Genomic DNA, 24823 nt, shown 5'->3' with positions numbered 1-24823 from the left:
CGTTATCCGCGAGCCTTGCTTTTCAGGACGCGAACTCCGTAGGCGGGCAAGGTGAGCGTACCAGAGACGGCCGAGCTGTCGAAGGCGTCCTGATACGACTCCTTGAGTGGGACGGTCTGCGGTTCGGAGTTGTGGTTGAGGAAGTAGGTCCAGCGATTGCCGTTCGCGTTGCGGGAGGAAATCTCGACCCCGGCTGGAGCTTCGAAGGCGCGCGGAACATTATGGCTCGCGAGCAGGGTCAGGAGCACCCGTGCCAGCTCCGGACCTTCGAGATGTGCTCCGAGATAGAAGGCTTTTCCTTTTCCGAAGCTGTTTGCGGTGATGGCCGCTTTGCCGGGGTTCGCGCCCCCGGTGTAGGTGGCCAGAACGTCGGCTTCCTTTGGTATGAGGATGTCGGCCCAGAGGTGAACTGGTGCATCGGCGGCGGCGAGCGCGCCGGTGAACTTCACGTTCTGGGTCTCGGCATAGATCGGCTGGTAGTCATAGAGCTCGACGCCCATCACGTCCCGTAGCAGGCCGGGGAGTGGTGTCTCGACGATGCGGGAGCGCTCGTCCTTCACGCCGAGCCGGAAGCCGGCAAAGAAGAGCCCTCCACCCTGAACATAGGCGCGGATGCGCTCGGCCTGCTGGGCGCTGACGACATACAGGAGCGGGGCGAAGATGGCCTTGTAGCGCGAGAGATCCTCCGTGCCTTCTAGGATGTCGACGCCGCGGCCAGTCGCCGCGAGGGAGCCGTACCAGCTGGTGAGCTCGCTCAGGTACTTGAGCTTCGGCTGACCGGGCTGGAAGGTGAGTGCCCAGTCAGAGCTAAGGTCGAGGATGAGGCCGAGCTGGGCATCATAAGGGGCGTGGAGTGCTTCCGGTCCGAGGGACTTCAGCTCGCGCATGGTCTGGACGATTTCGTCGAAGCCGGGGCTGTGCGAGCGATCGTGCCGGAGCAGGCCATGCCAGTATTCTTCGGCACCGAAGACAGCAGTATCCCAGCGGAAATAGTTGATACCGAATGCGCCATGGGCGACGGCCTGGTACGACCAGAGACGAAGCTGTCCTGGTTCGGGCTGCGGCGAGAAGAAAGGCTGGCCGGATTTGCCGCTTTGCTCTTCCATGATGAAGAAGGGTTTGCCGTCCTTGAGCCCTCGCGCTGTGTCGTGGCCGAGCGAGGTAAGAGCGGCGATAGCTTCGGGCGGTAGCGAGGCGCCGGAGTCGGCAAGGATGATGGCGAAGAAGCTGGGATAGTTGTCGGCCGAGGCGAAATCGAGATTGCGATAGAGATCGCGCAGGTTGAGGTTGTCGACCAGTCCTGCGTTATTCGTGGTGATGAAGTGCTGTGGGCAGAGCCGGCGGAGTACAGTCAGCTGCTCTTCGAGGAACGAGGCATTGGCATCGCTCTGATAGCGGTAATAGTCGAGGGCAAAACCGGGATTGGGCGGTGCACCGGAGGGAAGCGGGACGGGGATCTGGGAGAAGTCCGTGTAAGTATTGCTCCAGAAGACGGTGCCCCAAGTCTGGTTGATTGCGTCGAGTGAGGGATATCGTTTTCTCAGCCACTGCTGAAAACCCTCTCGGCAAGAACGGCAGTAGCAGCGGGCACTGTCACCGAGCGTGAGTTCGTTGTCGATCTGCCAGCCGATGATGCCGGGCGTGGAGGCGAAGTGCTTCGCCATTTCCGTTGCGATGTTCACCGATAGACGGCGGTAGGTGGTGTTCGTCGGACAGGTGAAACGGCGGGTGCCCGGTGCAAGCGTCACGCCGTGCTCGTTCACCATCAACACCTCGGGATATTTTTGCGAGAGCCATGGCGGCGGTGCGGCCGAGGGAGTGCCGAGGATGCAGCCAATGTTGTGCGCATGGAGAATCGCGACCGCGCGGTCGAGCCAGCGGAAGTCATAGGCGCCTTCGCTCGGCTCCATCAGGCCCCAGGCAAATTCGGCGATGCGCACGTTGGTGACGCCCGCTGCAGCCATCGCAGCCGCGTCTTCCTCCCATAAATGTTCGGGTGTTTGATCGGGATAGTAATCGACGCCGAAGAGCAGTGGTGGAATGGATGGTGAGGCAGCTGGGGCGGCAGAAAGAGCGGCAAATCCGCGCGCGGAGAAGAGCGTCGCTGCTCCGGCGGTGCCGACGGCAAAGAATTCACGGCGATTCATGCAGGTGTGGGCCCTCGCCGGACGTTATACAAGAAGCCGCCGGCATAGGGGAAGATGCCGGCGGCTTGAGGTCGTGGCGGTGTCTGCAGAGGGCGTATTCGCACATTGTTTGGCTGCTATGTTTTGACCTCGAAGCTGTCATTCCGACCGAAGCGACCGCAGGTAGCTAGTGGAGAAACCTGCAGTGGGGCTGCTGGCTTTAGAACATCCTCGAATGTGTAAAGCAAACTGCAGGTTCCTCCACTACGCGAGACAAGGAGACTGTCTCGCTTCGGTAGGAATGACAAGCTTTTTTGAAAAATCCTGCGAAAGGCAGGCGTTCAGAGTATGTCGATACAACCTAGTAGCTGTGTCCGAGGATTGGATGCGGTTCGTAGGGCTCTTCAAGAGACTTGATCTCTTCCGGCGTGAGCGTGAGCTCAAGTGATTTGAGGGCATCCTCAAGGTGATGCATCTTGCTGGCGCCGATGATAGGGGCCGTGATGCCAGGTTTCGTAAGCATCCACGCGAGAGCCACCTGCGCATTGTTTACACCGTGCTTTGCAGCAATCTCCGTGATGCGGTCGACGACGGTGTAGTCGGAGTCGCGGTAGTAAAGGCCGTGCGCGTATTCGTCGGTTTTGGCGCGAAGGGTATCGCCCTTATCGCCGCGTTTACGGCTGCCGGTAAGGAAGCCGCGAGCGAGCGGGCTCCACGGAATGAGACCGATGCCTTCGGAGACGCACAGCGGAATCATCTCCCGCTCCTCTTCGCGATAGACGAGGTTGTAGTGGTTCTGCATGGTGACGAATTTCGTCCAGCCATTACGCTCGGCGATGTGCTGCATCTTCTGGAACTGCCAGGCGTACATGGACGAAGCCCCGATGTAGAGGGCCTTGCCCGCGCGCACGACATCGTGGAGCGCCTCCATGGTTTCTTCGATCGGGGTGAGCGGATCGAAACGGTGAATCTGGTAGAGGTCGACGTAATCGGTGCCCAGGCGGCGGAGGCTGTCGTCGATGGCGTGATGGATGTGCTTGCGTGAGAGGCCGCGCTGGTTGGGATCGTCGCCCATGGGATTAAAGACTTTGGTTGCGATGACAACCTTATCCCGCGAAGGACCGAAGTCGCGGAGGGCGCGGCCGAGAATCTCCTCGCTTGCGCCGACCGAGTACATGTCGGCGGTGTCGAAGAAATTGATGCCGGCTTCGAGGGCGCGCTGGATAAAGGGGCGGCTCTCTTCTTCTTCGAGCACCCATTCGCGCCACTTCTTTGTGCCGTAGGTCATGGTGCCGAGGCAGATGCGGGAGACTTTGAGGCCGGTGCGGCCGAGATTCACATATTGCATGCAGGATCCTGTACGCGATGGCGTCGCGTTGCCTGCTGTTGGATGCGGCAAGCGCGTGTCGGGCTCCAGAACGAATCACCGCGCGGGGGAGGTGCGCGGCGATGGCGTTATCGAGAAGCAGGCGATGACAGCGGAGGACGATAGAGCGAGATGCTGGGCTGTTCCTTGTGTCCGAAGAGTTCCGGATGCAGGAAACGGCCGCGGTCCTGCTCTGCCTTGTCCTCTTCGACGGGGATACGGTGCGCGTTCGCCCATGCATCATGACGGACGCCGGTGACCTGCCATGAAACCTTCACGTTCGGCTTGTCTGTACGGATGGTGAAAGAGTTGGTACTGATTTCGCTTGCCACGATGGCTTGCGAGAACTGACCGATGGGTGTGAGCTGATAGCGGAAGTCCTGGTTGAGCGCTTCAAACCAGGCCGGCATGTCGACCTTGGCGTAGCCGCTGCTGTCGGTGGTGACATTGCCGTTGTAGATGTTCATCATGTCGGGCGATTCGACGAAGGAGTGGGAGAGATATTTGTTCTCGGGATCGAGAGGATCATCGATCTTGAAAGAGCCTCCGGATTTCGAGAGGTTGCCATTGATGGCGACATTGCCATAGAACTGTCCGGCGTATGTGCCTCCGTAGGCGTAGATGCCGTCGACCGTGCCTTCTGCAACCATGCCATATCCATAGGTGCCATAGGAAACGCCGGTGACACCGGTGCCGTAGGCGTTGGTGGAGTTGCCATAGATTGCGTCAGAGGATGAGGTGGAGCCGGTGATTGCGCCGGAGGTGGTGAGGGTGCCCGGCATCGCGACATTTGCGGAGAACGCCAGCGGCGAGGCAGCGGTGCCGCTGCCAGTGAAGCTGGCGTTGGTTGTGACTCCGTTGATGCCGAGCGGGCTCGCGCTTGTGCCTGCACCGGTGAGGGAGTTGTCATGAGCGACGGAGGTAATGCCGTTGGCCGTGGAGGGAAATGTTTGGGCGGAAGCGAAGTGAATTGTGCCGTTCGAGTTGATATACAGACCGGTATCTGCGAGTGCTGACGTGCCGTTGCCGTATAGAAAATTGAGCGTGGCGCCCGGCGTGGACGTATTGTTGTTCACCGCATTCGCCTGGAATTGAAAGTACGGTGTCTGGTCTGCTTTGGAGCTGCTGTTGTAGCCGGAGGTCTGGAAGAGGATCGGGGCAGAGTTAGAACCGGCGCTGGTGGTGGCGTTCCCGAGGCGCGCCATGGTGAGCCAGCCGCGTGCGACAATCTGGCCGTTCACGTCGAGCGTGCCATTCGGAGCTCTGCCGATGCCGACCCCGGTAGAGTTCGTCTGGATGATGGAACTTCCGATGGTGGTTGTGCCGGTGAAGGCGGGGATGTAGCCGGAACTGCCTCCGGGAGTGGTGACGGTTTGCTGCGCGTGCGCGGTCAGCAATCCGAACATGAGTATGCCGGCGCAGATCATTCTTGCGGAATGAATCGAGGACATAGGAATCTCCCAAGCGCGTGGGAACGCTGTGGATGGACGTTCGTTTGGGATGGGGCCAGCTCTCCAGCGCTTACGGAACGCGAGACAGGCCGTGGTGGGGAGGTTGGCGCCTTTATAGCAGGTGGCCTGGGATGGGTAAAGGCTTTTTCGGAAGCGCTATCTGCTTGTGTGGAGGGTGTTGTCTTACGGCGACGGAGGCGGGTCGTGACCACCTCCGTGATTTCACAGCTAGCGTGTGCGGCGGCGTGTCGGCTTCATGGTGGAGCTCGTGGCCAGATGCGCCGGAGCCGCACCCGTGGACTCGCGCACGATGAGCTCGGGCTGCATGAGCACTTCGGAGGGCTGCTGCCTTTTGGGATCGGCGATGAGATCGAGGAGTATCTGCGCGCCCTCGCTACCCATCTCGCGCAACGGCTGACGCACGGTGGTGAGGCTGGGCTTCTGGTAGGCAGCGCTGATGATGTCGTCGAAGCCGATGACAGAGATATCGCCGGGTACGGAAAGCCCTGCGTCGTGGATGGCGCGGATCGCTCCGATGGCGGAGATGTCGTTAAAGCAGAAGATGGCGGTAAAGGCGTGGGTGCGCTCGAGCAGAGCCTTCATCGGCTGATAGCCGATCTCAGGCGACCAGCTATCGGCGGAAAGCTGGATGGATAGCTCAGGCAGGACCTCAATATCCAGTTCCTCTGCAACCTGCAGGATTGCCTTCCAGCGGAATTCGGTGTCGGGGATGATTTCCGGGCCTTTCATGAAGGCGATGTGGCGATGCCCATGCTCATAGAGATGCCGCAGTGCGAGCTCGGCAGCCCGGCGGTGATCGAGCACAACATTGGTAACGCCGGCAGCGTCATGATGCGCGGAGATGGCAACGGTAGGCAGTGGGCTCGAGAAGGCAGCAGGCGTATTGAGCAGCAGGTATCCATCGACCGCGCGCTCAGCGAGCAGCCGCGGGTACTCCTGCATCAGCTCCGGCTGCCAATAGTGGCTGGCGGTGAAGTAGAAGTAGTGAGAGCGGAGCAGGGTCTCTTCTACGCCCTGCATGACGAGGGTGAAGTAGCCTTCGCTGAGATCCGGAGCAAGCACGCCGACCGCCATGCTCTTGCTGCGGCGCAGAGAGCGCGCGAAGTAGTTGGGGCGGTACTGGAACTTGCGGGCTGCCTCGAAGACGCGAGCGCGCGTATGTTCGGGAATGGACTTCGCAGCGGGTGAGTCGTTCAGCACAAGCGAGATGGTGGTCTGCGAGAGGCGGAGCAGTTCAGAGAGCTGGCGCAGATTGATCGGGCCTTGCGCGGTGCCGGACTCCGGCTTCTTCTTACTCATAGCGGATGTTTTAGCACGAGAGCCGAAGTGAGAGCGAGCGAATCGGGCAAGCGATGGCGGATTAAATCGATTTTTTCGATGCCATCAGGAATTTGACACAATTCCGGAGCTTTATAAGGCGGTCGCAGAAAGCGCTCACCGTGAGGCTAAGCGAGTTTAGATTGCAGCCAGCTTCCGGCTTCGCTTGAGCGTGTACATGGCACTATCGGCGCGGCTGATGAGATTGTCGAGAGGCTCCACGCTGCTGCCCTCGGCCGTGGCATGTCCCCAGCTGAATGTCAGAGGGGCTGGCAGCTCGGATCCGAATTGCGGGCGAAGAGCGGCGTTCTCCAGGCGCTTGGCGAGTTGCTGGGCTTCCGCTGCATCCCACTCGCCTGCGACGAGAAACTCGTCGCCGCCCACACGGCCGATGATGTCTGTGTCGCGAAAGGTTTCCTTCATGCGCGTGGCCAGTTCGAGGAGAAACTCCGAACCGACGTCGTGCCCATAGCGATCGTTGATCTGCTTCAGATTGTCGAGGTCGATAAAAAGCACCGAGTAAGACGAGCCGCCGCGTTGCGCAAGACGGCGTGCCTGGCCTGCCAGCAGGTAGAATCCTCGGCGATTGTAGAGGTCCGTGAGATCGTCGCGCAGGGAGAGAGCGCTGATTTCACTTTGCAGCTGGTTGATGCGCCAGGCCAGAAGCAGGATCAGAGCGAAGGCGAGCGTTGCAGCCGTGGACGCTACGATCGCTGTTGCATATTCAGGGCTAAGGAGCTGCGCCTTGATCGAGGCTCCGCGGGCCATCTCAAGCAACAACGGCAGAAAGAGCGCGAAGGGAGAAGCCACCCGCGCGATGCGGCTGCCGATGCCTTCGCCGAAGAGCACCGAGAAGACGCCTCGCTCTGCCCGGATGGTAAAGACCACGCACGTGAGCAGGAAGAGCACGACCAGCGTCTGCGGCGAAGTGCGGGTCTTCATCGTGAGGCCGAAGAGGTGCATCGCGCCGAAGACGTTGCCCGAGATATTGAAGAGCACAAGGACGCACAGGGTGAAGGCCAGGAGATCGGCGAATCTTGCCAGCCTGCGCGTATTTGCTCCAAGCAGAAGGACATTCACGCCGATCAGGGCGAAGGTGATGCCGGTCTGCGGCGCCATTCTGCCCGGACGCGGAGAATCTACGTCAGAGGCAAGGAGCGTGTCGAGGTAAAGGCTGCCGATATGGAAGGACGCGCCGGCGATGTATTCGGCGAGCGAAGTGAGAGTCAGCAGAACGACCAGGATGGCCAGTGCGCGGCTGAGCTGCCGGCGATGCGTCCAGGAAGAAGCGAGGCTCGCGGAGCTGAAGAGGCCGGCGAGGGCGGTGTTGCACTTCATCAGCGACCAGCCTGCCGGCAGGATTCGGCCGTACGAGGGAATCAGCCAACCGGCAAGAAAGACCAGCGAGACGGTTCCAGCCAGGATGACGCAGGTGCGTTGGAGAACAGCCATCTTCTCGAGCAGAGAGGGATCAGCGCGGAGAGACATCGGAATTTTTCCTTGCGTGGGCATTCCGAGGAAGGCGCTACAGAGAAGATTGGCGGATATGGTTCAATATACAACGCCTGTGGCGATAGGCAGGCATCGGATTGCGTGACTGCTTCGTGTAGCTGAAGGCCTTTGAAGGAAAGAATACGCTCCAAAAAGAAGAGCCACCGCGGTTGCGATGGCTCCCGGTTCATTCGATTCAGGCGGATCAGTAGATGACGGTATCGTCATCATCCGATCCAATGGGCTGGCCCGGAGGTGCATCGAGAGTTTCCGGCGACTTGAAGGCTGCGGGGTTCTTCTCGAATGCCGCAATCTTCTGCTCGGCGGCTGTGTAGGCGGCCTTGAGGTCGGGATCGAGGCTGAGGTTTACGGTCTGAGACTTGAGCCAGTCGTTGAGTTTTGAAGCCTCGTACTCTGCCTGCGCTGCGGCTTGCGGGGAGGCGTCGCTGCTGGCTGCGAGTGCAAGCAGGTGATTGAGAACCGCATCCTCCACTGTGAACTGAGTGAGGCCTGCGAGACCGGACTGGTGCGGCGCATACCAGCTGGCTTTGAGCGTGGCTTCGATCACTTCGTCGAGGCTCGGCTGGGCGGGCTCGCGGTCATGATACTGAACAAGTCGCGAGGCCCGGCTCGGTTCAAAGAGCAGGTCGAGTGTCAGGTTAGCGGCGGACTCGACCGCGCCTTCGGGATCGAAGGTGAGCCCGGTGTGCCCTGGAAAAGGCTCGGGATTGCCCGAGCGGCTGAGGTCGTAGCCGGGAGGTGTGGGCGGCAGGATCTTCAGCAGCGATTCCGGCAGAGTCAGTGTGGCAGGGTCGAGGGTCTTGAGGACCGCATCGAGCGCCTTGTGCTGCTCCTCGGGCGAAACGATGGCGGTGACGAGCTGACCATCGCCACGCAGGGCATAGCGGTAGTCGAGGCCCCCGATCTCCTTGGCTGCGGCCTGTGTCTGGTAGCGGTGCAGCAGATAGAGCGGCACCAGCGTCTGCTCGAGCTCGCTCATCGGCTGGCCAAGCGGGATGGCCCCTTCGCCGAAATGGCTGAGGGCTGCGGCGCGGACATCGAGGATGCGGTTCAGCTCGTCGGCCGGATCGGCGCCGTTATCCCAGAGATGCGCGTGTGGATGTGCGCTGCCGAGCGGGCGCGAGTCCTCGTCGGTGATGAAGAGCAGGCCGTGATCGGTGGCGGTGCGCAGAATCTTGTCGAGCTGCGTTTTTTCGTCCGAACCAGGTTTGAACTCGGAGTAGCCGTAGGCTATGGCGACCTTATCCCATGTGCCGATGCCGATAGGATAGGCATGCGAAAGATCGGGGCGGCCGTTAGCATCGAGCGTGACCCACGGGTGGGGGTAGTCCATCACCGAGGTGCCCGGCGCGACGGAGCTGGCGGCGAAGTTATGTGCGAGGCCGAGGGTGTGGCCCACTTCGTGCGCGGCCAGCTGACGGATGCGTGCGAGCACCATCTCCTTCATCTCGGGCGTGACGGGCTTGCCCTGCTCATACGGCGAGAGCAGTGCCTCGGCGATCAGGTAGTCCTGGCGCGCGCGGAGTGAGCCGAGCGTGACCTGCCCCTTGATGATTTCTCCGGTGCGCGGGTCGGTGACGGCTTCGCCGTAGGACCATCCGCGCGTGGAGCGATGCACCCACTGGATCATGTTGTAGCGGATGTCCATCGGGTCCGCGCCTTCGGGCAGAACCTTAACTTGAAAAGCATTGCGGAAGCCTGCGGCTTCGAAGGCCTGATTCCACCAGCTCGCGCCTTCGACCAGCGCAGAGCGGATCGGCTCGGGCGCGCCACGATCGACGTAGTAGACGATGGGCTTGACTGGATCGCTGGTGGCCGCGTTCGGATCCTTTTTCTCAAGGCGATGGCGGATGATGTAGTTCAGATCGATGGGATCGCCGAGGGGCGTGGAGTAGTCACGCCAGGACTCGGGGAAATAGCCGGCGCGGATATCGAAGGCGCGCGGCTTGTAGTGGTCATCGGGCAGCTGAATGAGCGAGGTGTGCTCCTCGACGGTGACGGCATGCGGGTCGGGCGTAACCGAATCGATGAGCTTGCCGGTATGGCCATGCGCAGCAAAGGTGATCATGGCCTGGACTTCGGTGTTCTCGGGGAAGTCCTTCGTATCCTCGGGGACGATGACGGAACGGCTGGAATCGATCGAGTATTCGCCCTGCTTGGCCTGCTGCAGGCGCTCGCCTACGCCATGCGGATCGCGCAGGAAGAAGCCGGTGGCGTCGAGGAGGACCTTGCCGTTTTCCTCGGCCTCGACGGGGAACCCCCAGACCACGGAGCGTGCGAAGGACTGTTCGACGGCGAGGCGCTCGTCGGGATCGGCCGCGCTCGAACGGTAAGTGAGATTACGTTCGATGAGCAGAACCTTGTTGCCGCTGCGATAGAAGCGCACGACCCTGCCGTGGCCAAGTTGACCTCGATCCAGTCCGAGATCGTTCGAGCCGACGCCGTACGGCAGCTGGTCGAGAAGGAGGAATTCCTTATCGAAGTCGCTGACCTCAAGATAGAGCTTGCCGGACTTCGCGTCCCAGTCCATGGGAAGAAATCCATCCCAGTGGCGCATGCCGGTAGTTTTCTTGCTGATCGAGGAATCGGAGGCAGGGGATTGAGCGATGGCAGGAGCGGCGGTGAGAAGCGAGCAGAAAGCGGCGGCAGGCAGAAGCGCCGCGGCGAGCTTGAAGGAACGGTACATCGGCCATCCTTACAGGGCAGGCAGCGCTGAGTGCGCCGCCCGGATCTGATTTTGAGTGGTGTAAGGCTTTGACCGGATTCTAATCGAGACTGCTCAACCCTAACAGGCTCTAGTCGAGCGTCACGTCTCCATCACCCAACTGCTGATTGATGAGCCGTGCAACCAAAGGCTTCAGCTGCGTGGAATCCTTCGGCAGGATGAAGGCTGAGGCCTCCTCGGACCATTCAAGCTTGAAGCTGGTGGAGAGAGCCGAGATCCAGATCTGGCGAACCGGCGCGTTCGGGGTGATGACGAACTTCGCGGGCGGTTCTTCAAAGACGATGTTCAGGACACCGCCCTGTTCTTCGACCTCGAAGTCTCCACCCTCCTCGGCGTCGATGAGGGCGCGCTTGAGGGATTCGATGGCCTGGTCGGCGTGGCGGCGGAAGGTGGTTTCGTCGAGCATACAGATAGTTTAGTGCCTGCTGCGGTACCATGGTGGCGACAGATTGCTGAGGTGCTCCGCGATGGGATTCGTAAGCCGTTCCCTGCTGGTTCTTGTGGCGCTGTACGGGCTGGTGTTTGCGATCGGAGATGCTTACCTGCTGCACGGGCAGGCTTCGATCGGGTGGGGCATCGCGTTTGTCGTGGTGCTGGTCGGCGTGCAATACCTGCTCTCGCCGAAGATCACCGAGTGGTTATTCACCATTTATTGGGATGAGGATGCCGTTCCTGCGCGGCAGCGGGCGTGTGTGGAGCGGATCTGCGCGGCAAAGAGCCTCCCCATACCCCGGCTGGGGCTGATCGAAAGCGGGACGCCGAATGCCTTTGCCTTCGGACGTCTGCAGCGCGATGCGCGGATTGTGGTGACGCGGGGGCTGCTCGATGGGCTGACGGAAGAGGAGATCGAGGCGGTGCTCGCGCACGAGATCGGGCACATCGCGCATTATGACTTCGCGGTGATGGCGCTGGCGGCCGTGGCTCCGCTGCTGCTGTGGCAGGTCTATGTGTGGACCAACCGCGTAAACAATATGCGCGTCGTAAGCTACGCGGCGTATCTCGCGTATTGGGTGGGGCAGTTCCTGGTGCTACTGCTGAACCGCACGCGGGAGTATGGCGCGGATCATTTTTCGGCCGAGACGACTGGGCAGCCGAATCATCTCTCGTCGGCGCTGGTGAAGATCGGCTATGGCATGATGCGGGAACGCAGCGAAGCGGCGCGTCTCTCGAAAGAGGGCAACAAATACGAGAAGGCGAATGCGAAGCGGACGCGGCAGCTGGGGCAATCGCTCGGGCTGATGGGGATTGCCAGCATGATGAACGGCGACGCGATGGCCCTGGCCAATGACACAGCGATGCGGGAACGGGTCATGCGCTGGGATGTCATCAATCCATGGGCGCGGGTCTATGAGATGAGCTCGACCCATCCGCTGACGGCCTTCCGCGTTCGGGCGCTGGGGCAGATGGCACAGGCCAAGGGACAGGCTCCCGCCTCGGGCTTGCTTGAAGGCGAGCGGCTGAGTTGGGTGGGCTTCCCGGTAGAGTTTTTCTTCTGGGCTGCGCCGTGGGTATGCGGCTTTCTCCTCTTCAGCCTGTTCTGGTTAGACAAACCGCTGTCTCGGGCAGGGGTAGCGATTCCGCACGATACGGTAGCGTGGTTATTGCTGGCGCTAGGCGCGACCTGGGCGGCGAGGATTGCCTTCCGCTACCAGGGACGCGTCGAGCGGCGCACGGTGGTGGAGCTGCTCGAGAACATGCAGATCTCGCAGATGCGCCCGCAGGCGGTAGAGCTTGAAGGTGAGATCATCGGGCACGGCATTCCGGGCGCCTTCTGGTCGCCGGACCTGGTATTGCAGGACGAAACGGGCATGATGTTCCTGCTCTATCGCTCTTCGGTTCCGTTCGGGCGGCTGTTTTTCGCGATGAACAGCGCAGACCGCCTGGTGGGTGAGCGGGTAAAGGTACGCGGCTGGTGCCGGCGCGGCCTCAAGCCGTACGTGGAGATGTCGCGGATCGAGGCCCGTGTGATGAAGGCGCAGAGCGCTGGAGGTATGACGCAGCTCTTTGGCGGCGATGCAGGCTCGGCGAACGAGTATGAGGATATCGTGGAGCGCTCGTATTCGCGGTGGATTCAGCTGGCCACGGCGGCTGTATGCTCGGCCGCGGGAGCGATTCTGCTGATGCATGGCCTGCGCTGAAGCGCGGGCCACATTGGCTCGACCGTTTCTCTCGAGAGACAGTCAGCACCATTTCCGAAGCAATTCTCCGATTTTTATCATGCGCAGGCGCGAAGATTTGCCACTCTGAAGCCGGAAGTGAATTCCGCCACAGAGGTGAATACGAGCCATGCCTCCCCGCTTGTCCTTCGCAATCACCTTGCCGGTGCTGCTCTCCTTTGCACCGCTTGTCCGTGCGCAGCAACAGCCTGCTTTACCCTCGGAAGCGCCGCAGAAGCTGGTTGCCGAGGTTATCTACAACGAGATGCATGACCGCGAGCGCGATAGCTTCTGGGAATATCGCAGTGAACGGCAGGAGTCAGGCCACAGGCTCGTCCGTGAGCAGGTGGAAACCGCGGAAGGACCGATCTTTCGCCTCCTTGAGCAGCAGGGAACACCGCTGGACAACGCGGCGCGGGCGGAAGAAGAACGGCGACTCCAGTCACTGATCTCCCGCCCAGGAGCGATGGATAAAGTGCGCAAGGCGCACGAGGAAGACGAAGAGCGTCTCCGGCATGTGATGGAGATGCTCCCGAAGGCATTTCTCTTCACCTATGAGAGTGCAATGGATGGAGACACTGTACGCATTGCATTCCATCCCGACCCGGCGTTTGTGCCCTCGGGTTATGAAGAGCGGGTGATGCACGCGATGGGGGGAACGATCACCGTCAACGCAAAGCTGAAGCGGATGATGGCCATGCGCGGCACGCTCGAGCATCGCGTGGACTTCGGCTACGGCCTGCTGGGTCACGTGGAGCAGGGAGGAACTTTCGAGATCGGGCGCGTGCAGGTGAGTTCCGAACATTGGAAGACCTCACTGGTTGAGGTGCACGTGAAGGGCAAAGTTCTGCTCTTCAAGGACGTGACCAAGGATCAGCGCGAGACCCGCTCGGAGTTCCATCCGGTAGACCACAGGATCACATTGACCGAGGCAAAGGCTCTCCTGGATAAAGCCGCAGCCGGCAATGGCAGCGAACTGGCTCGGGCGGGGAAATAGCGCTTGACTCGGATTGATGCTGCGATAGAGTAAGGCACATCTGTAAAGCAAGTCGATATGTGGTATGAGGACTGAATGCACCTGTTGAGCAGATTGTGCAGAAGCGTGTCCGTAGTTCTTTGCCTGTTTCTCAGCGTTGCGCTATGGGATGTGCAGACCATTGCGGGGGAAGACCATCCGGCCTTTCTCTCTACAGGCAGCGATGCAGTTCCTGCAAAAGACTTCCGATTCGATGTCGTCTCTATCCGGCCTGTGAAACCGGGAGTGATTGGCGAGGGAGTCACGTTCGATCCAACTCCGACTGGATATTCATCGAATCTGACGCTTTGGATGATGGTGGCGATGGCCTATTCGCCGGACGACCACTCGTGGGATACCTTTCCCATGTTAAACATGCCGAAGTGGATGTATATCCCGGATTGGTACACGATTCGCGCACGCATTTCGGATACGGACATAGCGTTGTGGCGTAGCCAGGGGCCTCGTCATGAACTACTACGCGCTGCAATGCGAGATCTGCTTAAGACTCGCTGCAATCTTCAGGTCCACGAGGTGCCTGCAGAATTTACTGACTTTACGCTCGTCGTCGGTAAGAAGGGGTTGAAGGGGCTAAAGCCTTCAGATCTGAAGGCGCCGCTTCCGTCTGGAGGTGCGTCGTTGGCTACGGGGGGTGTGAGAACCCTGGAGGGGTCTGGAGGGACAACGATCTGGCACTTCTACGGTGCTCAGATAGGGGAACTGGTTGAGTTTCTCGCGGCTGCATCCCCAGGTCGACAGATCCACGATAAGACGGGCCTTACCGGGCGATATGACTTCTCGATGACTCTGGTGGACAATAATCCGACGCATGATCGAAATCTCGCAATTTATTCGTGGCCGGTAGCGCCGCTAGGGCTGGAGTTAAGGACAGGAAAGTATGAGGGTTTCAAGCTGGTGATCGATCATATCGATAAGCCCAGTACGAACGATTAGCAGCACCAGCGATGTACGCTTCGCGGGGCAGGCACCTGATTCTCCAGATGCCTGCTCGCATTCATGCCATATCCACTCCTATATAAATATTTCTTGCCGCTTCGCACATCCTCGTAGTAGCGTTTACTACCAACGTAGTAAATGATGCCAATGGCAAACCAAAAGCTATCCAGACTCGAATTTCAGATCATGGAGCAGTTCTGGGCGAAGGGGGATCTCTCTATCCGAGAGATCCAGGAATCCTTTCCAGCGAAGAAGCGCGCGGCCTACACCACGATCCAGACCACGGTCTATCGCCTGGAGACGAAGGGTGTTCTCAAGCGTATCCGCAAGGTCGGGAATTTTCACATCTTTGCAGCTGCCATCTCGCGGGAGTCCGCTCAGCGCACACTCATTGACGATCTCCTCTCACTGCTGGGAGGGCGATCGCAACCGGTGATGGCGCACCTGATCGAATCCGGCAAGCTCTCACTCGACGATGTGAAGGATGCGGAGCGGACACTGCGCGACCTTGCCCGGGAAAAGGAGAAGAAGGCATGAATTCCTCCATGCTTTTCAGTGAGCCCTGGGCTGCTGCCGTTACAAATCACCTATGGCAATCGACCCTGATCGCCGGACTGGCATGGCTGCTAAGGTTCGTCCTGCGCGGTGCTCCTGCGCGGGCACGCTTCTGGATATGGATGGCCGCTTCGATCAAGTTTGTGTTGCCGTTTGCTCTTGTCAGCGTTCTGGCTACTTCTATTGCGTCGCACACGCAGGCGCGCTTCGTCATTCCCGCGCAGGGCAGTGAACACAGCGTCGCGCTGCTCGCGCAGACCCTGTCGCATCCTGTACAAGGGCACGGAAGAGTCTCGGTTCTGAGCGAAGATGCAGCTCCTGTTCATCCGTGGCAGAGCGCGCAGCATATTGTCTTCTCCGCGCTGCTCGCCGTGTGGTTCGCTGGCGTCGTTGTGCTCGCCGCGTCCTGGTTCAGGCAATGGCTGGAGATATGCCGCGCAGTCAGTACATCAACACCTATCCGATTCCACCTCGCTGAAGGTTTGGATGTGCGTGTATCCAACGCTGCGATGGAGCCAGGGGTCTTCGGCATTCTGCAACCGGTGCTGCTGCTGCCGGAAGGGCTCATCGCCGAACTGCCGGAGGTGCAGCTGCGTGCGATCGTCGAGCATGAACGGACTCATATTCGCAGACGAGACAACCTGACTGCGACGGTGCACATGATAATCATGGCGCTGTTCTGGTTTCATCCCGCGGTGTGGTGGATCAGAGCGCGTCTGCTTGAAGAGCGTGAGCGTGCATGCGATGAGGCTGTTCTTGATTCAGGAAATGCAGCCGAGCTTTATGCAGAGAGCATCCTCAGCGTGTGCCGTCTTTACGTCGAGTCGCCGCTGCCGTGTCTGTCCGGCATCACTGGCTCAGATCTCAAGCGCCGCATCGTGCACATCATGTCCGGGGAGGCTCCACGTACCCTCGGCGTGCGCCGCAGGCTGATCCTGGCAGGCATAACTCTCGCGGTCATTCTGTTTCCCGCGTTGTCTGGCTTGACGACGATGGATCGCGTCCATGCGCAGACCGCGCCAGCTGCGAATGTGCCAACTGCCTATGACGTGATTTCGATTCATCCTCGTAAGCCGGGCAGCGATAACATGGGCATCAGCTTTGGCGATGGAAAGTTTGATGGAGACAACGTCAACCTGATGGACCTGCTTTGCAATGCCTATGGAATCCGATCGGGCCTTGTCTTTGGAGTGCCATCCTGGGCGGACGGCAGGAGATGGGATATCCACGCGAAGATGGTCGACCTGTCTCCGGAAGAGATGAAGAAGCTGAATCTCACCGACGATCAGAACAGGCAATTCGTGGTGAATATGCTGGCTGAGCGCTTTCACGCGAAGGTGCATTGGGAGACGAAGCAGCTCCCGGTTTACAACCTGATCGTCGATAAAGGTGGACCAAAATTCGCGCAGAATGCAGCCCAGAATGCGGAGGAGCTGAAGGGGGTTTCTCCCGGAGGTATGACATCGAACTGGTCCGACTCGGAGCATCGGGGGGTCTTCAATCAGGCTCCGATTCATTCCCTTGTCTTCAGCCTTGCAAATGCTCTGGACCGCGATGTCATCGATCAGACAGGTCTCACGGAGAAATACAGCTTTGCCATCAAATATGCGGCACCGAATGCTCCTCCGGGGACGGATGCTTTGCCGTCGCTGTTTCCGGCATTGCAGGAGCAGCTTGGGTTGAAGCTTGTGCCGGCAAAGGGTCCTATTGCGACGCTGGTAGTGGACCATGTCGATCCGCCTACAGAGAACTAGCCAGAAGGATAAGGAGGTGTGATGCCGGGTGCTTACGGGAAGAGATCGGTTATGGAGCATCTACCTCAACGGGTATGTGGCCGCTGCGCATTGCTGTGGTGTCTTGTATCTCTGATGCCTGCAGTGGCGCTGCCTGCGAATGCACAGAGTCAAACCAGCCCACAAGTGCCTACAGCCTTTGACGTGATATCGATCCACCCGCATGCGCCGGGCAGTTCCGGCATGAGTATCAGTCGCCGGGATGGAAACTTCGATGGCGAGAACGTCGATCTGGACAATCTGCTCATGAATGCTTATGGCATTCGCCCTGAACTCATCCTCGGCAAGCCGTCCTGGGCGGATAGTAGACACTGGGATATCCACGCAAAGATCGTGGACCCGCCACCGGATGAGTTGAAGAAGTTGAACCTGACGCGTGAGCAGGAGCAGCAGTTGATCGCTTCGTTGCTCGCCGATCGCTTCCATGTAAAGACGCATTGGGAAACAAGGCAGCTTCCGATTTATGACCTCGTAGTCGATAAGAACGGACCCAAATTTGCTCAGAATGCTGCAGCGAATGCGGAAGATCTGAAGTCTGTCGGTGGAGGCGGGATGATGTCCCGCTTCGATGGAACCAGGCATCTTCTGGTTTGCGGGCAGGTGCCGCTCTCATCGCTGACCTTCAACTTGTCCGGAGAGTTACAACGCGATGTTATCGACCAGACGGGACTCACAGGCAAATACAGCTTCGCTCTGAAATACAGCAGCCAGGATGCGCCACAAGGAGCGGATGATGCCGGCCCATCGATCTTTGCGGCTTTGCAGGAGCAGTTGGGCCTGAAGCTGGTCTCCGCGAAAGGGCCCGTGAAGACGCTTGTGATTGACCATATCGAGGAGCCGACGGAGAACTAGCGGCGGCGCAGCAGGAGAAGCGATGCAGGGTGCAATGACAGGGATGGCAGTGCGTCGACTGATACTCGGAGAAGCTCCTTGGGCTGCCGCGATATTGAATCATCTCTGGCAGTCGTCAGCGGTCTTCCTAGCGGTGTGGTTGCTGGCAGTCGTACTGCGCAATTCGCGAGCGAGTGTGCGTTACCGCCTCTGGGTGTTGGCTTCACTCAAGTTTCTGCTGCCTTTTGCGATGCTCATCGATGGAGTTGAGTGGCTGCGCTCTGTATGGACTGCTTTGCGTCCTCTGCATCTGCAGCATGAAGCGCTTGGGGCAGGCATGGCGCGCTTGTCGATGCCGTTTGGGCCGCAGCGTTTCATTGCCAACGCAGATCTTGCTTCCGATGGCGCTGGAGTACTCCATCAGCAGGTTGCGATGGTGGCGTGGCTCTTTGCATATGTATGGCTATGTGGCGCAAGTATCGTGATTTTGCGGTACGTGCGTGACTGGTGGCACATCCGCACGCTGTGCCGGAATTCGTCGCCGGTGGCGCAACTGTCGGGTGTTCCTATCCTTTCGCATGAGGATAGTTTTGAGCCGGGAGTCGTTGGTATCTTGCGCCCCTGCATCCTGATTCCCGGCAACCTCTTTGCTGAATTTCCGCAGGCTGTACTGCTTGCGGGCGGCCATCCTGAGATATACGCCGCGAGCATTCTTGGGGTGTGCCGATGGTATTTCGAATTACCAGCGACACATATGTCGGGCGTGGCTGGAGCTGATCTGAAACAGCGCATCCTGCGGATCATGACGGGCTCTATTGGCGTCCAGATGAGCCGTCGCGCGAAAGCGTCTGTTGCCATCGCGGCAATGTTTGCTCTCTGCTTTGCGCTTGCCCCAGGACTCTTCAGCGATCCGCTCTCCGCTACTGGGCAGAACGACACAAGTATGGTCGGCCTGCCTCGCTTCGCAGTGGTGTCGATTCATCCGGCGCAGCGTTCCAGGGGAAGCAGCGGCTTCACTCCGGAGGGCTTCTATTGTGAGGCTGAATCTCTCAAGGAGCTGATTCAACTTGCCTACGGAATCGACAAGACTTATGAGATGGATCGGCTGCCGGCCTGGGCAAGTTCGAACCGCTACGCTATCGAGGTCAAGGTGGATGCGCCGGAGATTCCTGCTCTCGCAAAACTTGGTTATAGAAAACGAGCTCGCATGTTGCAGCCTGTGCTGTTGGAGCGCTTTCATCTCAATGCTCATTGGGAGAGCAGAGTGCTTCCGGTTTACCTGCTTACCATTGCCAAAGGCGGTTCGAAGCTGAAGGCGCCCTCTCCTGACGATGCCGCGCATCCGCCCAAGATTGGCGATGCTACAGGTGGGCCTGGAAGCATCATTCAGGGCATTGATGGCCGGGCGATTGGACAGGCCGTACCGATCGGCATGATTGCCGGGATACTGAACGCCTACACCGAACGGCTTATCCTTGACCGGACAGGACTCACCGGCACATATGACTTTTCAATACAGTTGCCTCGCGCCAGGCAGGGTCCAGAAGGTGGTTATCGTGTTGGCAGCGGCAGCGAGAGCATGGTTCCGGCAGAGCAGGCGGCTGAAGCCGATCCGTTGAACTCAGCCAGTGTCTTTACCGCTGTGGCAGATATGGGATTGGAGCTCAAGCCGGATAAGGTTCCTTTACAGGTATTGGTGATCGACAGTGTCCAAACTCCGAGCGATAACTAGCTGCAAGAGAGAGGACGGTACGACGGATGATGTTGCTTCCTGTATCTCGGAGTAGGTGTACAAAATTCGTGTGAGCGTTTGCTTACGCATCCTCGTCTTCATGCGTCAGAGAGTCGTCTGCAGGTTGCGTGTTCCGGTTCCGCCGTTCCGGGACGCATACACGGTAATTGCCACAGGTCTTCGGAGAGCTGGAGAACGATGAAGCAGGAGACAACCGCACAGCGGTGGAGACGGTGGGGTGCCATCGTATGCCTCTTCTTTCCACTGCTGCTGCACGCAAGCGAACAGCACGGTAGCGTGCTGTCAAATCACTTCCCGGTTCCGGGAGCGACGATTATCGCGACTCAGGGCGATAGGAAGTTCGTCACAGTTTCGGATGAGCATGGTAACTATTCTTTTGCCGATCTTCCGGATGGCACATGGAAGATTGTTGTCACCATGTCGCTCTTTTCGCCAGTTGAGCAGGAGATCATGGTGCATGCCGGTACGGCTGCCGCGAACTTTGAGCTGAAGATGCTGTCTGTCGATCAGATGCTCGCAAGCGCAAAGCTCAGCACGGCGCATAGTGCGGAGCCTTCCGCACCGCCGGCTTCGGGTGCTACGACATCGCCCCAGAAGACTGCTGCCCGCGAGGGGCTGGTGGTGAACGGAAGTGTGAACAATGCGGCGACGTCACAGTTTTCGCTCAACCAGGCTTTCGGTAACACGCGCAATCATTCTCACGGAATCTATAACGGCGGGCTTGGGCTCATCTTTGGAGATTCGGCGCTCGACGCACGCTCGTATTCGCTATCCGGCGTCGAAGCAGCGAAACCCGGTTTCAGCCAGGTCACGCTAACGGCCTCACTCGGCGGCCCGCTGGTAATTCCGCATCTTCTGGTGAGGCGCGGACCAAACTTCGCCGTCAACTATGAGCTAACCCGCGATAACGATGCCGTCGATCAGACTGGTCTTGTACCGACACTTTTGCAGCGCACGACGACCGTGAGTGCGATCGACCCGGTGGCACAGGCTCTGCTGGATTACTACCCGCTTCCGAATGTGACAGGAGACAGCAGTTATAACTACCAGCTTCCTGTCGTCAATCCGACGCATAAGGACGCGCTACAGAGCCGCCTGGAAAAGAACTTTGGACGAGACTCGATCACTGGCAAGTTCGCTTTTCAGGATTCGCGCGCTGATACGACGAGCATCTTTGGATTTCGCGACACCACGGATACGTTAGGCCTGAACACCGATGTGACTTACTCGCATCGGTTTGCAGGCAACATGTTTGCGAATGTCGAATATCAATTCAGCCGGTTGCGTTCGCAAATCACGCCCTTCTTTGCAGACCGTGTGAATGTGTCGGGTGAGGCTGGTATGACCGGCAACAACCAGGAACCGACGAACTGGGGACCGCCCACGCTGAATTTTTCAAGTGGCATCGTATCGCTCACGGACGCGGAGAGTTCTCTCAACCGCAACGAAACGAACTCCATCGGTGGTCACCTGGAATGGTTCTTTCACCGGCATGACATCACTGCCGGTGGAGACTTCCGCCGGCAGGAGTTCAATTACTATTCGCAGGAGAATCCCCGTGGCATCTTCACCTTCAATGGAGATGCCACGGGGTCTGATCTCTCGGATTTCTTCAGCGGAATCCCGGATACTGCATCGCTGGTCTCGGGTAATCCTGACAAATATCTGCGCGAATCGGTCTCCGATCTCTATGCGACGGACGACTGGCATCTCGCGCCAGATTTGACAATGAACATTGGTCTGCGCTGGGAGTACAGTGCTCCGGTTACCGAGTTAAAGGACCGTCTCGCGAACCTCGATGTTTCTTCCGGATTCGCAGACGTTGCGACGGTTGTTGCGACCGATCCAGTCGGAGCGATCACCGGGGAGCATTATCCAAACTCTCTGTTGCGGCCGGATCGCAGCATGATCGAACCACGGCTCTCACTCTCGTGGCGTCCGCTGGCAGCCTCGTCATTGATTATTCGCGGCGGCTACGGCATCTATGCTGACACATCGCTCTACCAGAGCATCGCGCTCCAGCTAGCGCAGCAGGCTCCGTTTGCCACCAGCATCAGCGCCAGTAACAGCATCTGCGCGCAGTCGTTGAAGACTGGGCCGAACGCATGCAGTGAGTCGACGGCCGATCTCTTCGGTATTGATCCGAACTTCCGCGTTGGCTTTGCGCAGGTGTGGCAGGTCAGCGCGCAGCGGGACCTTCCTGCGGCATTGCAGATGGTCGTGACGTACCAGGGCATCAGGGGCTCGAATGGCGTGCAGCAGTTCTTGCCGAACAGCTACCCTGTTGGAGCAACCAACCCGTGTGCTTCCTGCCAGTCAGGGTTCAACTATGAGACTTCCGGCGGAAGTTCGTCACGTGAAGCAGGTACAGTGCAGTTGCGGCGCCGGCTACGCAGCGGACTCACCGCATCGCTCCAGTACACATACTCAAAGTCCACGGATGACGACTCCGCATTGGGAGGGCAGGGACCACTGGCAGCCGGAGCTACGAGTGCTGCCGCTACCACAATGTCGACTGCGCAGAACTGGCGCGATCTCGGTGCAGAGCGCTCTCTCTCCAGCTTTGATCAGCGTCACCTGCTGAACGCGACCTTACAGTACACGACAGGCATGGGCATTGGTGGCGGCACACTGATGAGTGGATGGCTGGGGCGAATGTATAAAGAGTGGACGATTGTAAACACGATCGCCGCGGGCACCGGAATGCCGGAGACGCCAGTCTACGATGCAATCGTTCCAGGCACAGGCTTCTCCGGAAGCATTCGTCCGGATCGCACATCCGCATCGCTCTACGACGGACCGGCAGGGCATTTTGTGAATCCGGCAGCCTTTACTGCGCCGCAGTCCGGGCAGTGGGGAACTGCAGGACGAGATTCTGTAACTGGCCCAGGCACATTTACTTTTGACAGTTCATTGCAGCGGACCTTCCGGCCAACGCAGCGCTATTATCTCGATATCCGCGCCGACGCGACGAATGTGCTCAATCACCCGGTCTATACGAGCTACAACCTCACGGTCGATCCGACCACGACGAATACGATTTTCGGAGTGCCGGCATCGGTGAATGCCATGCGCAGCCTGAAGATCACGGCAAGGTTGAGGTTCTGAAGCCATGCGCCGAGCTCTCTTCCTGATTCTTCTTGGAGCGCTTCCGGTAGCTGCCGGAGCGCAGGTCATCGGTCAGAACAGCAGTCCTGACAGTGGAGCCGTGACAACCATCAGTGTGCGGTCGCAGATCGTAACCGAGGCGGTTGCAGTTCATGACAAGGACGGCAAGCCGGTGGAAGGCCTTACGGCCTCCGACTTCACCGTCACTGAGGATGGGATCCCGCAAAAGATTCGATATTGCGAGCGGCAGTCCTTGCCGATCGCCGAAGCGCCGCTCCCTGTACGCAAGAGCAGCGACGAGAAGGTCACTGTCTATAAGGAGTTGAACCGCTCGCAGATCACTCCCGAGACGACTGACACCTTGCACTATAAAGATCACCGCCTGATGGCGCTCTATTTCGATTTTTCTGCTATGGGGCCTGCGGATCAGTGGCGTGCATTAGAGGCAGCAGAGAAATTCATCCGTACGCAGATGACTCCGGCCGATCTTGTATCGATCATGCGCTTCAGCAGTGGATCGGTCGATGTTTTGCAGGACTTCACCGCGGACCGGGATCGCCTGCTGAGCATCCTTACAACGCTTCAGGTGGGTGAGCATCAGGAGTGGGCGACGGAGGCCAGCGATGCGAGTACCTCAGATCAGGGCGCGGCCTTCGGGCAGGATGACAGCGAGTTCAATATCTTCAATACGGATCGCCAGCTCTCCGCGCTGCAGACAGCTTCGAATATGCTGGGGCATCTGAATGAGAAGAAGGTGCTCGTTTATTTCGCGAGCGGGCTTCAGCTCAACGGTATCGATAACCAGGCGCAACTGCATGCAACGGTAGATGCGGCGATTCGTGCCGGCGTGTCGTTTTGGCCGATCGATGCACGCGGGCTGGTCGCAGAGGCCCCGCTTGGGAATGCGACGCAGGGTTCTCCGGGCAATGCGGGCGTCTATTCGGGGCTTGCCGAGCAGGCAGTGCAAGCGGACTTTCAGAAGTCGCAGGACACTCTCTATTCGTTGGCAGGCGACACGGGCGGTAAGGCGCTGCTCGACACCAATGACCTTACGCGTGGTATTACGCAGGCGCAGCGCTCTATCTCTGATTACTACGTGCTGAGCTACTATCCAACAAACTCCGCGCTGGATGGAAAGTTCCGCCGCATCAAGGTGGCGGTAAATCATCCCGCCGATGCAAAGCTTGAGTACCGGCAGGGATATTACGCGGGCAAGGAGTTTGCAAAGTTTACTGCGGCAGATAAGGAGCGCCAGCTTGAGGATGCGCTGATGCTCGAAGACCCGGTGACGGACCTCACCATCGCCATGGAGTTGAACTACTTCCAGCTCAACCGTGCCGAATATTTTGTGCCTTACGTCGTCAAGATCCCCGGGCATGAGCTGGCACTGGCGAAGCACCGCGGCGTGGATCATACGCTGATCGACTTCATCGGTGAGGTGAAGGATGTATATGGCGGCAGCACCATCAGCAATGTGCGCGACAACGTGGACATCAAGCTCACGGGCGAGACGGAGCAGGAGCTTGCGCGGGTGCCGATCGAATATGATGCGGGCTTCACGCTGCTGCCCGGCACCTATCGCTTCAAGTTCCTTGCGCGAGACGATGAGACTGGCCGCATCGGAACTTACGAAACAACCTTCAGCATTCCGAATCTCAACCGCGAGGAGCAGCACGTTCCTGTGAGCTCGGTTGTTCTGAGCAGTCAGCGTGAGCCGATCAGCGACGCGCTTTACAACGCGATGAAGAGCAAGGACCAAACAAAGGAGGCAGCGGTGAATCCGCTGGTAGCCGATGGCGCGAAGCTGATTCCGAGCGTGACGCGCGTCTTCCATCGCGACCGCCCGATCTATGTTTACCTGCAGGCTTATGAGGCAGGCACAGATCAGCCGAAGCCGATTGTTGCGTATGTCAGCGTGTATCGCAACAACGTGATGCAGCTCCAGTCGCCGGCTTTCGCGGTGAGCCCGGAAGCTTCACCGCGCCTGAAGCAGGTGCCTCTGCATTTCGATCTCGATATCCATAGTCTCGATCCGGGGGATTACATCTGCCAGGTCACGATCCTCGATCCAACAAGCGGCAAGAGTTCCTTCTGGCGTACGCCCTTTAAAGTCGAGCCTTGAGCGGAAGCGTATCTA

16 protein-coding genes are annotated in these 24823 nt (G+C 59.0%); 9 read left to right on the top strand and 7 right to left on the bottom strand.

The window, feature by feature from the left end; genetic code table 11:
* Positions 1–2 precede the first annotated feature (2 nt).
* From QM649_RS02100 to cyaY, 7 genes are all read right to left on the bottom strand, one after another.
* Complete coding sequence (locus QM649_RS02100) at positions 3–2147, bottom strand: beta-galactosidase (protein ID WP_415197348.1); 2145 nt, start codon at positions 2145–2147, stop codon at positions 3–5.
* Between the two features lie 340 nt (positions 2148–2487).
* Positions 2488–3474, bottom strand: a complete 987-nt coding sequence (locus QM649_RS02095) for an aldo/keto reductase (protein ID WP_415197347.1) — start codon at positions 3472–3474, stop codon at positions 2488–2490.
* A 107-nt stretch (positions 3475–3581) separates the two neighbouring features.
* Positions 3582–4943: a hypothetical protein gene (locus QM649_RS02090; RefSeq protein ID WP_415197346.1), complete on the bottom strand. Its 1362-nt coding sequence runs from the start codon at positions 4941–4943 to the stop codon at positions 3582–3584.
* A gap of 228 nt (positions 4944–5171) precedes the next feature.
* Complete coding sequence (locus QM649_RS02085) at positions 5172–6263, bottom strand: LacI family DNA-binding transcriptional regulator (RefSeq protein ID WP_415197345.1); 1092 nt, start codon at positions 6261–6263, stop codon at positions 5172–5174.
* 156 nt (positions 6264–6419) lie between these two features.
* A complete protein-coding gene (locus tag QM649_RS02080) occupies positions 6420–7769 on the bottom strand; it encodes a diguanylate cyclase (protein WP_415197344.1) in 1350 nt (449 codons plus the stop codon).
* A 208-nt stretch (positions 7770–7977) separates the two neighbouring features.
* Positions 7978–10479 (bottom strand): zinc-dependent metalloprotease, encoded by a 2502-nt coding sequence (locus tag QM649_RS02075; RefSeq protein ID WP_415197343.1) that lies wholly within the window; start codon positions 10477–10479, stop codon positions 7978–7980.
* A 109-nt stretch (positions 10480–10588) separates the two neighbouring features.
* On the bottom strand, positions 10589–10924 hold the full coding sequence (gene cyaY / locus QM649_RS02070) for an iron donor protein CyaY (protein WP_415197342.1): 336 nt from the start codon (positions 10922–10924) through the stop codon (positions 10589–10591).
* 61 nt (positions 10925–10985) lie between these two features.
* Here cyaY and QM649_RS02065 point away from each other — a divergent pair, with 61 nt between their 5' ends.
* The 9 genes from QM649_RS02065 (at position 10986) to QM649_RS02025 (ending at position 24808) form a co-directional block, all read left to right on the top strand.
* Positions 10986–12656, top strand: coding sequence for a M48 family metalloprotease (locus tag QM649_RS02065; RefSeq protein ID WP_415197341.1), 1671 nt, complete (start codon positions 10986–10988; stop codon positions 12654–12656).
* A gap of 148 nt (positions 12657–12804) precedes the next feature.
* Complete coding sequence (locus QM649_RS02060; RefSeq protein ID WP_415197340.1) at positions 12805–13671, top strand: hypothetical protein; 867 nt, start codon at positions 12805–12807, stop codon at positions 13669–13671.
* Positions 13672–13776: 105 nt separating this feature from the next.
* Positions 13777–14643, top strand: coding sequence for a TIGR03435 family protein (locus QM649_RS02055; RefSeq protein WP_415197339.1), 867 nt, complete (start codon positions 13777–13779; stop codon positions 14641–14643).
* Positions 14644–14793: 150 nt separating this feature from the next.
* Entirely contained in the window at positions 14794–15183 is a 390-nt protein-coding gene (locus tag QM649_RS02050; protein WP_415197338.1) for a BlaI/MecI/CopY family transcriptional regulator, read from the top strand.
* Positions 15180–16955 (top strand): TIGR03435 family protein, encoded by a 1776-nt coding sequence (locus QM649_RS02045; protein WP_415197337.1) that lies wholly within the window; start codon positions 15180–15182, stop codon positions 16953–16955. Before QM649_RS02050 ends, QM649_RS02045 begins: the two co-directional genes overlap by 4 nt.
* A gap of 21 nt (positions 16956–16976) precedes the next feature.
* On the top strand, positions 16977–17846 hold the full coding sequence (locus QM649_RS02040; protein ID WP_415197336.1) for a TIGR03435 family protein: 870 nt from the start codon (positions 16977–16979) through the stop codon (positions 17844–17846).
* Positions 17847–17868: 22 nt separating this feature from the next.
* A complete protein-coding gene (locus tag QM649_RS02035; protein WP_415197335.1) occupies positions 17869–19557 on the top strand; it encodes a TIGR03435 family protein in 1689 nt (562 codons plus the stop codon).
* Between the two features lie 198 nt (positions 19558–19755).
* Positions 19756–22686, top strand: a complete 2931-nt coding sequence (locus QM649_RS02030; protein ID WP_415197334.1) for a carboxypeptidase regulatory-like domain-containing protein — start codon at positions 19756–19758, stop codon at positions 22684–22686.
* 4 nt (positions 22687–22690) lie between these two features.
* Complete coding sequence (locus QM649_RS02025) at positions 22691–24808, top strand: VWA domain-containing protein (protein ID WP_415197333.1); 2118 nt, start codon at positions 22691–22693, stop codon at positions 24806–24808.
* The last annotated feature ends 15 nt before the right edge of the window (positions 24809–24823 follow it).

Source organism: Silvibacterium sp. (assembly GCF_047605705.1).
Lineage (GTDB): Bacteria > Acidobacteriota > Terriglobia > Terriglobales > Acidobacteriaceae > Silvibacterium.
The sequence above is the reverse complement of the archived record's forward strand: the minus strand, read 5'-3'. Positions and strand labels throughout refer to the sequence as shown.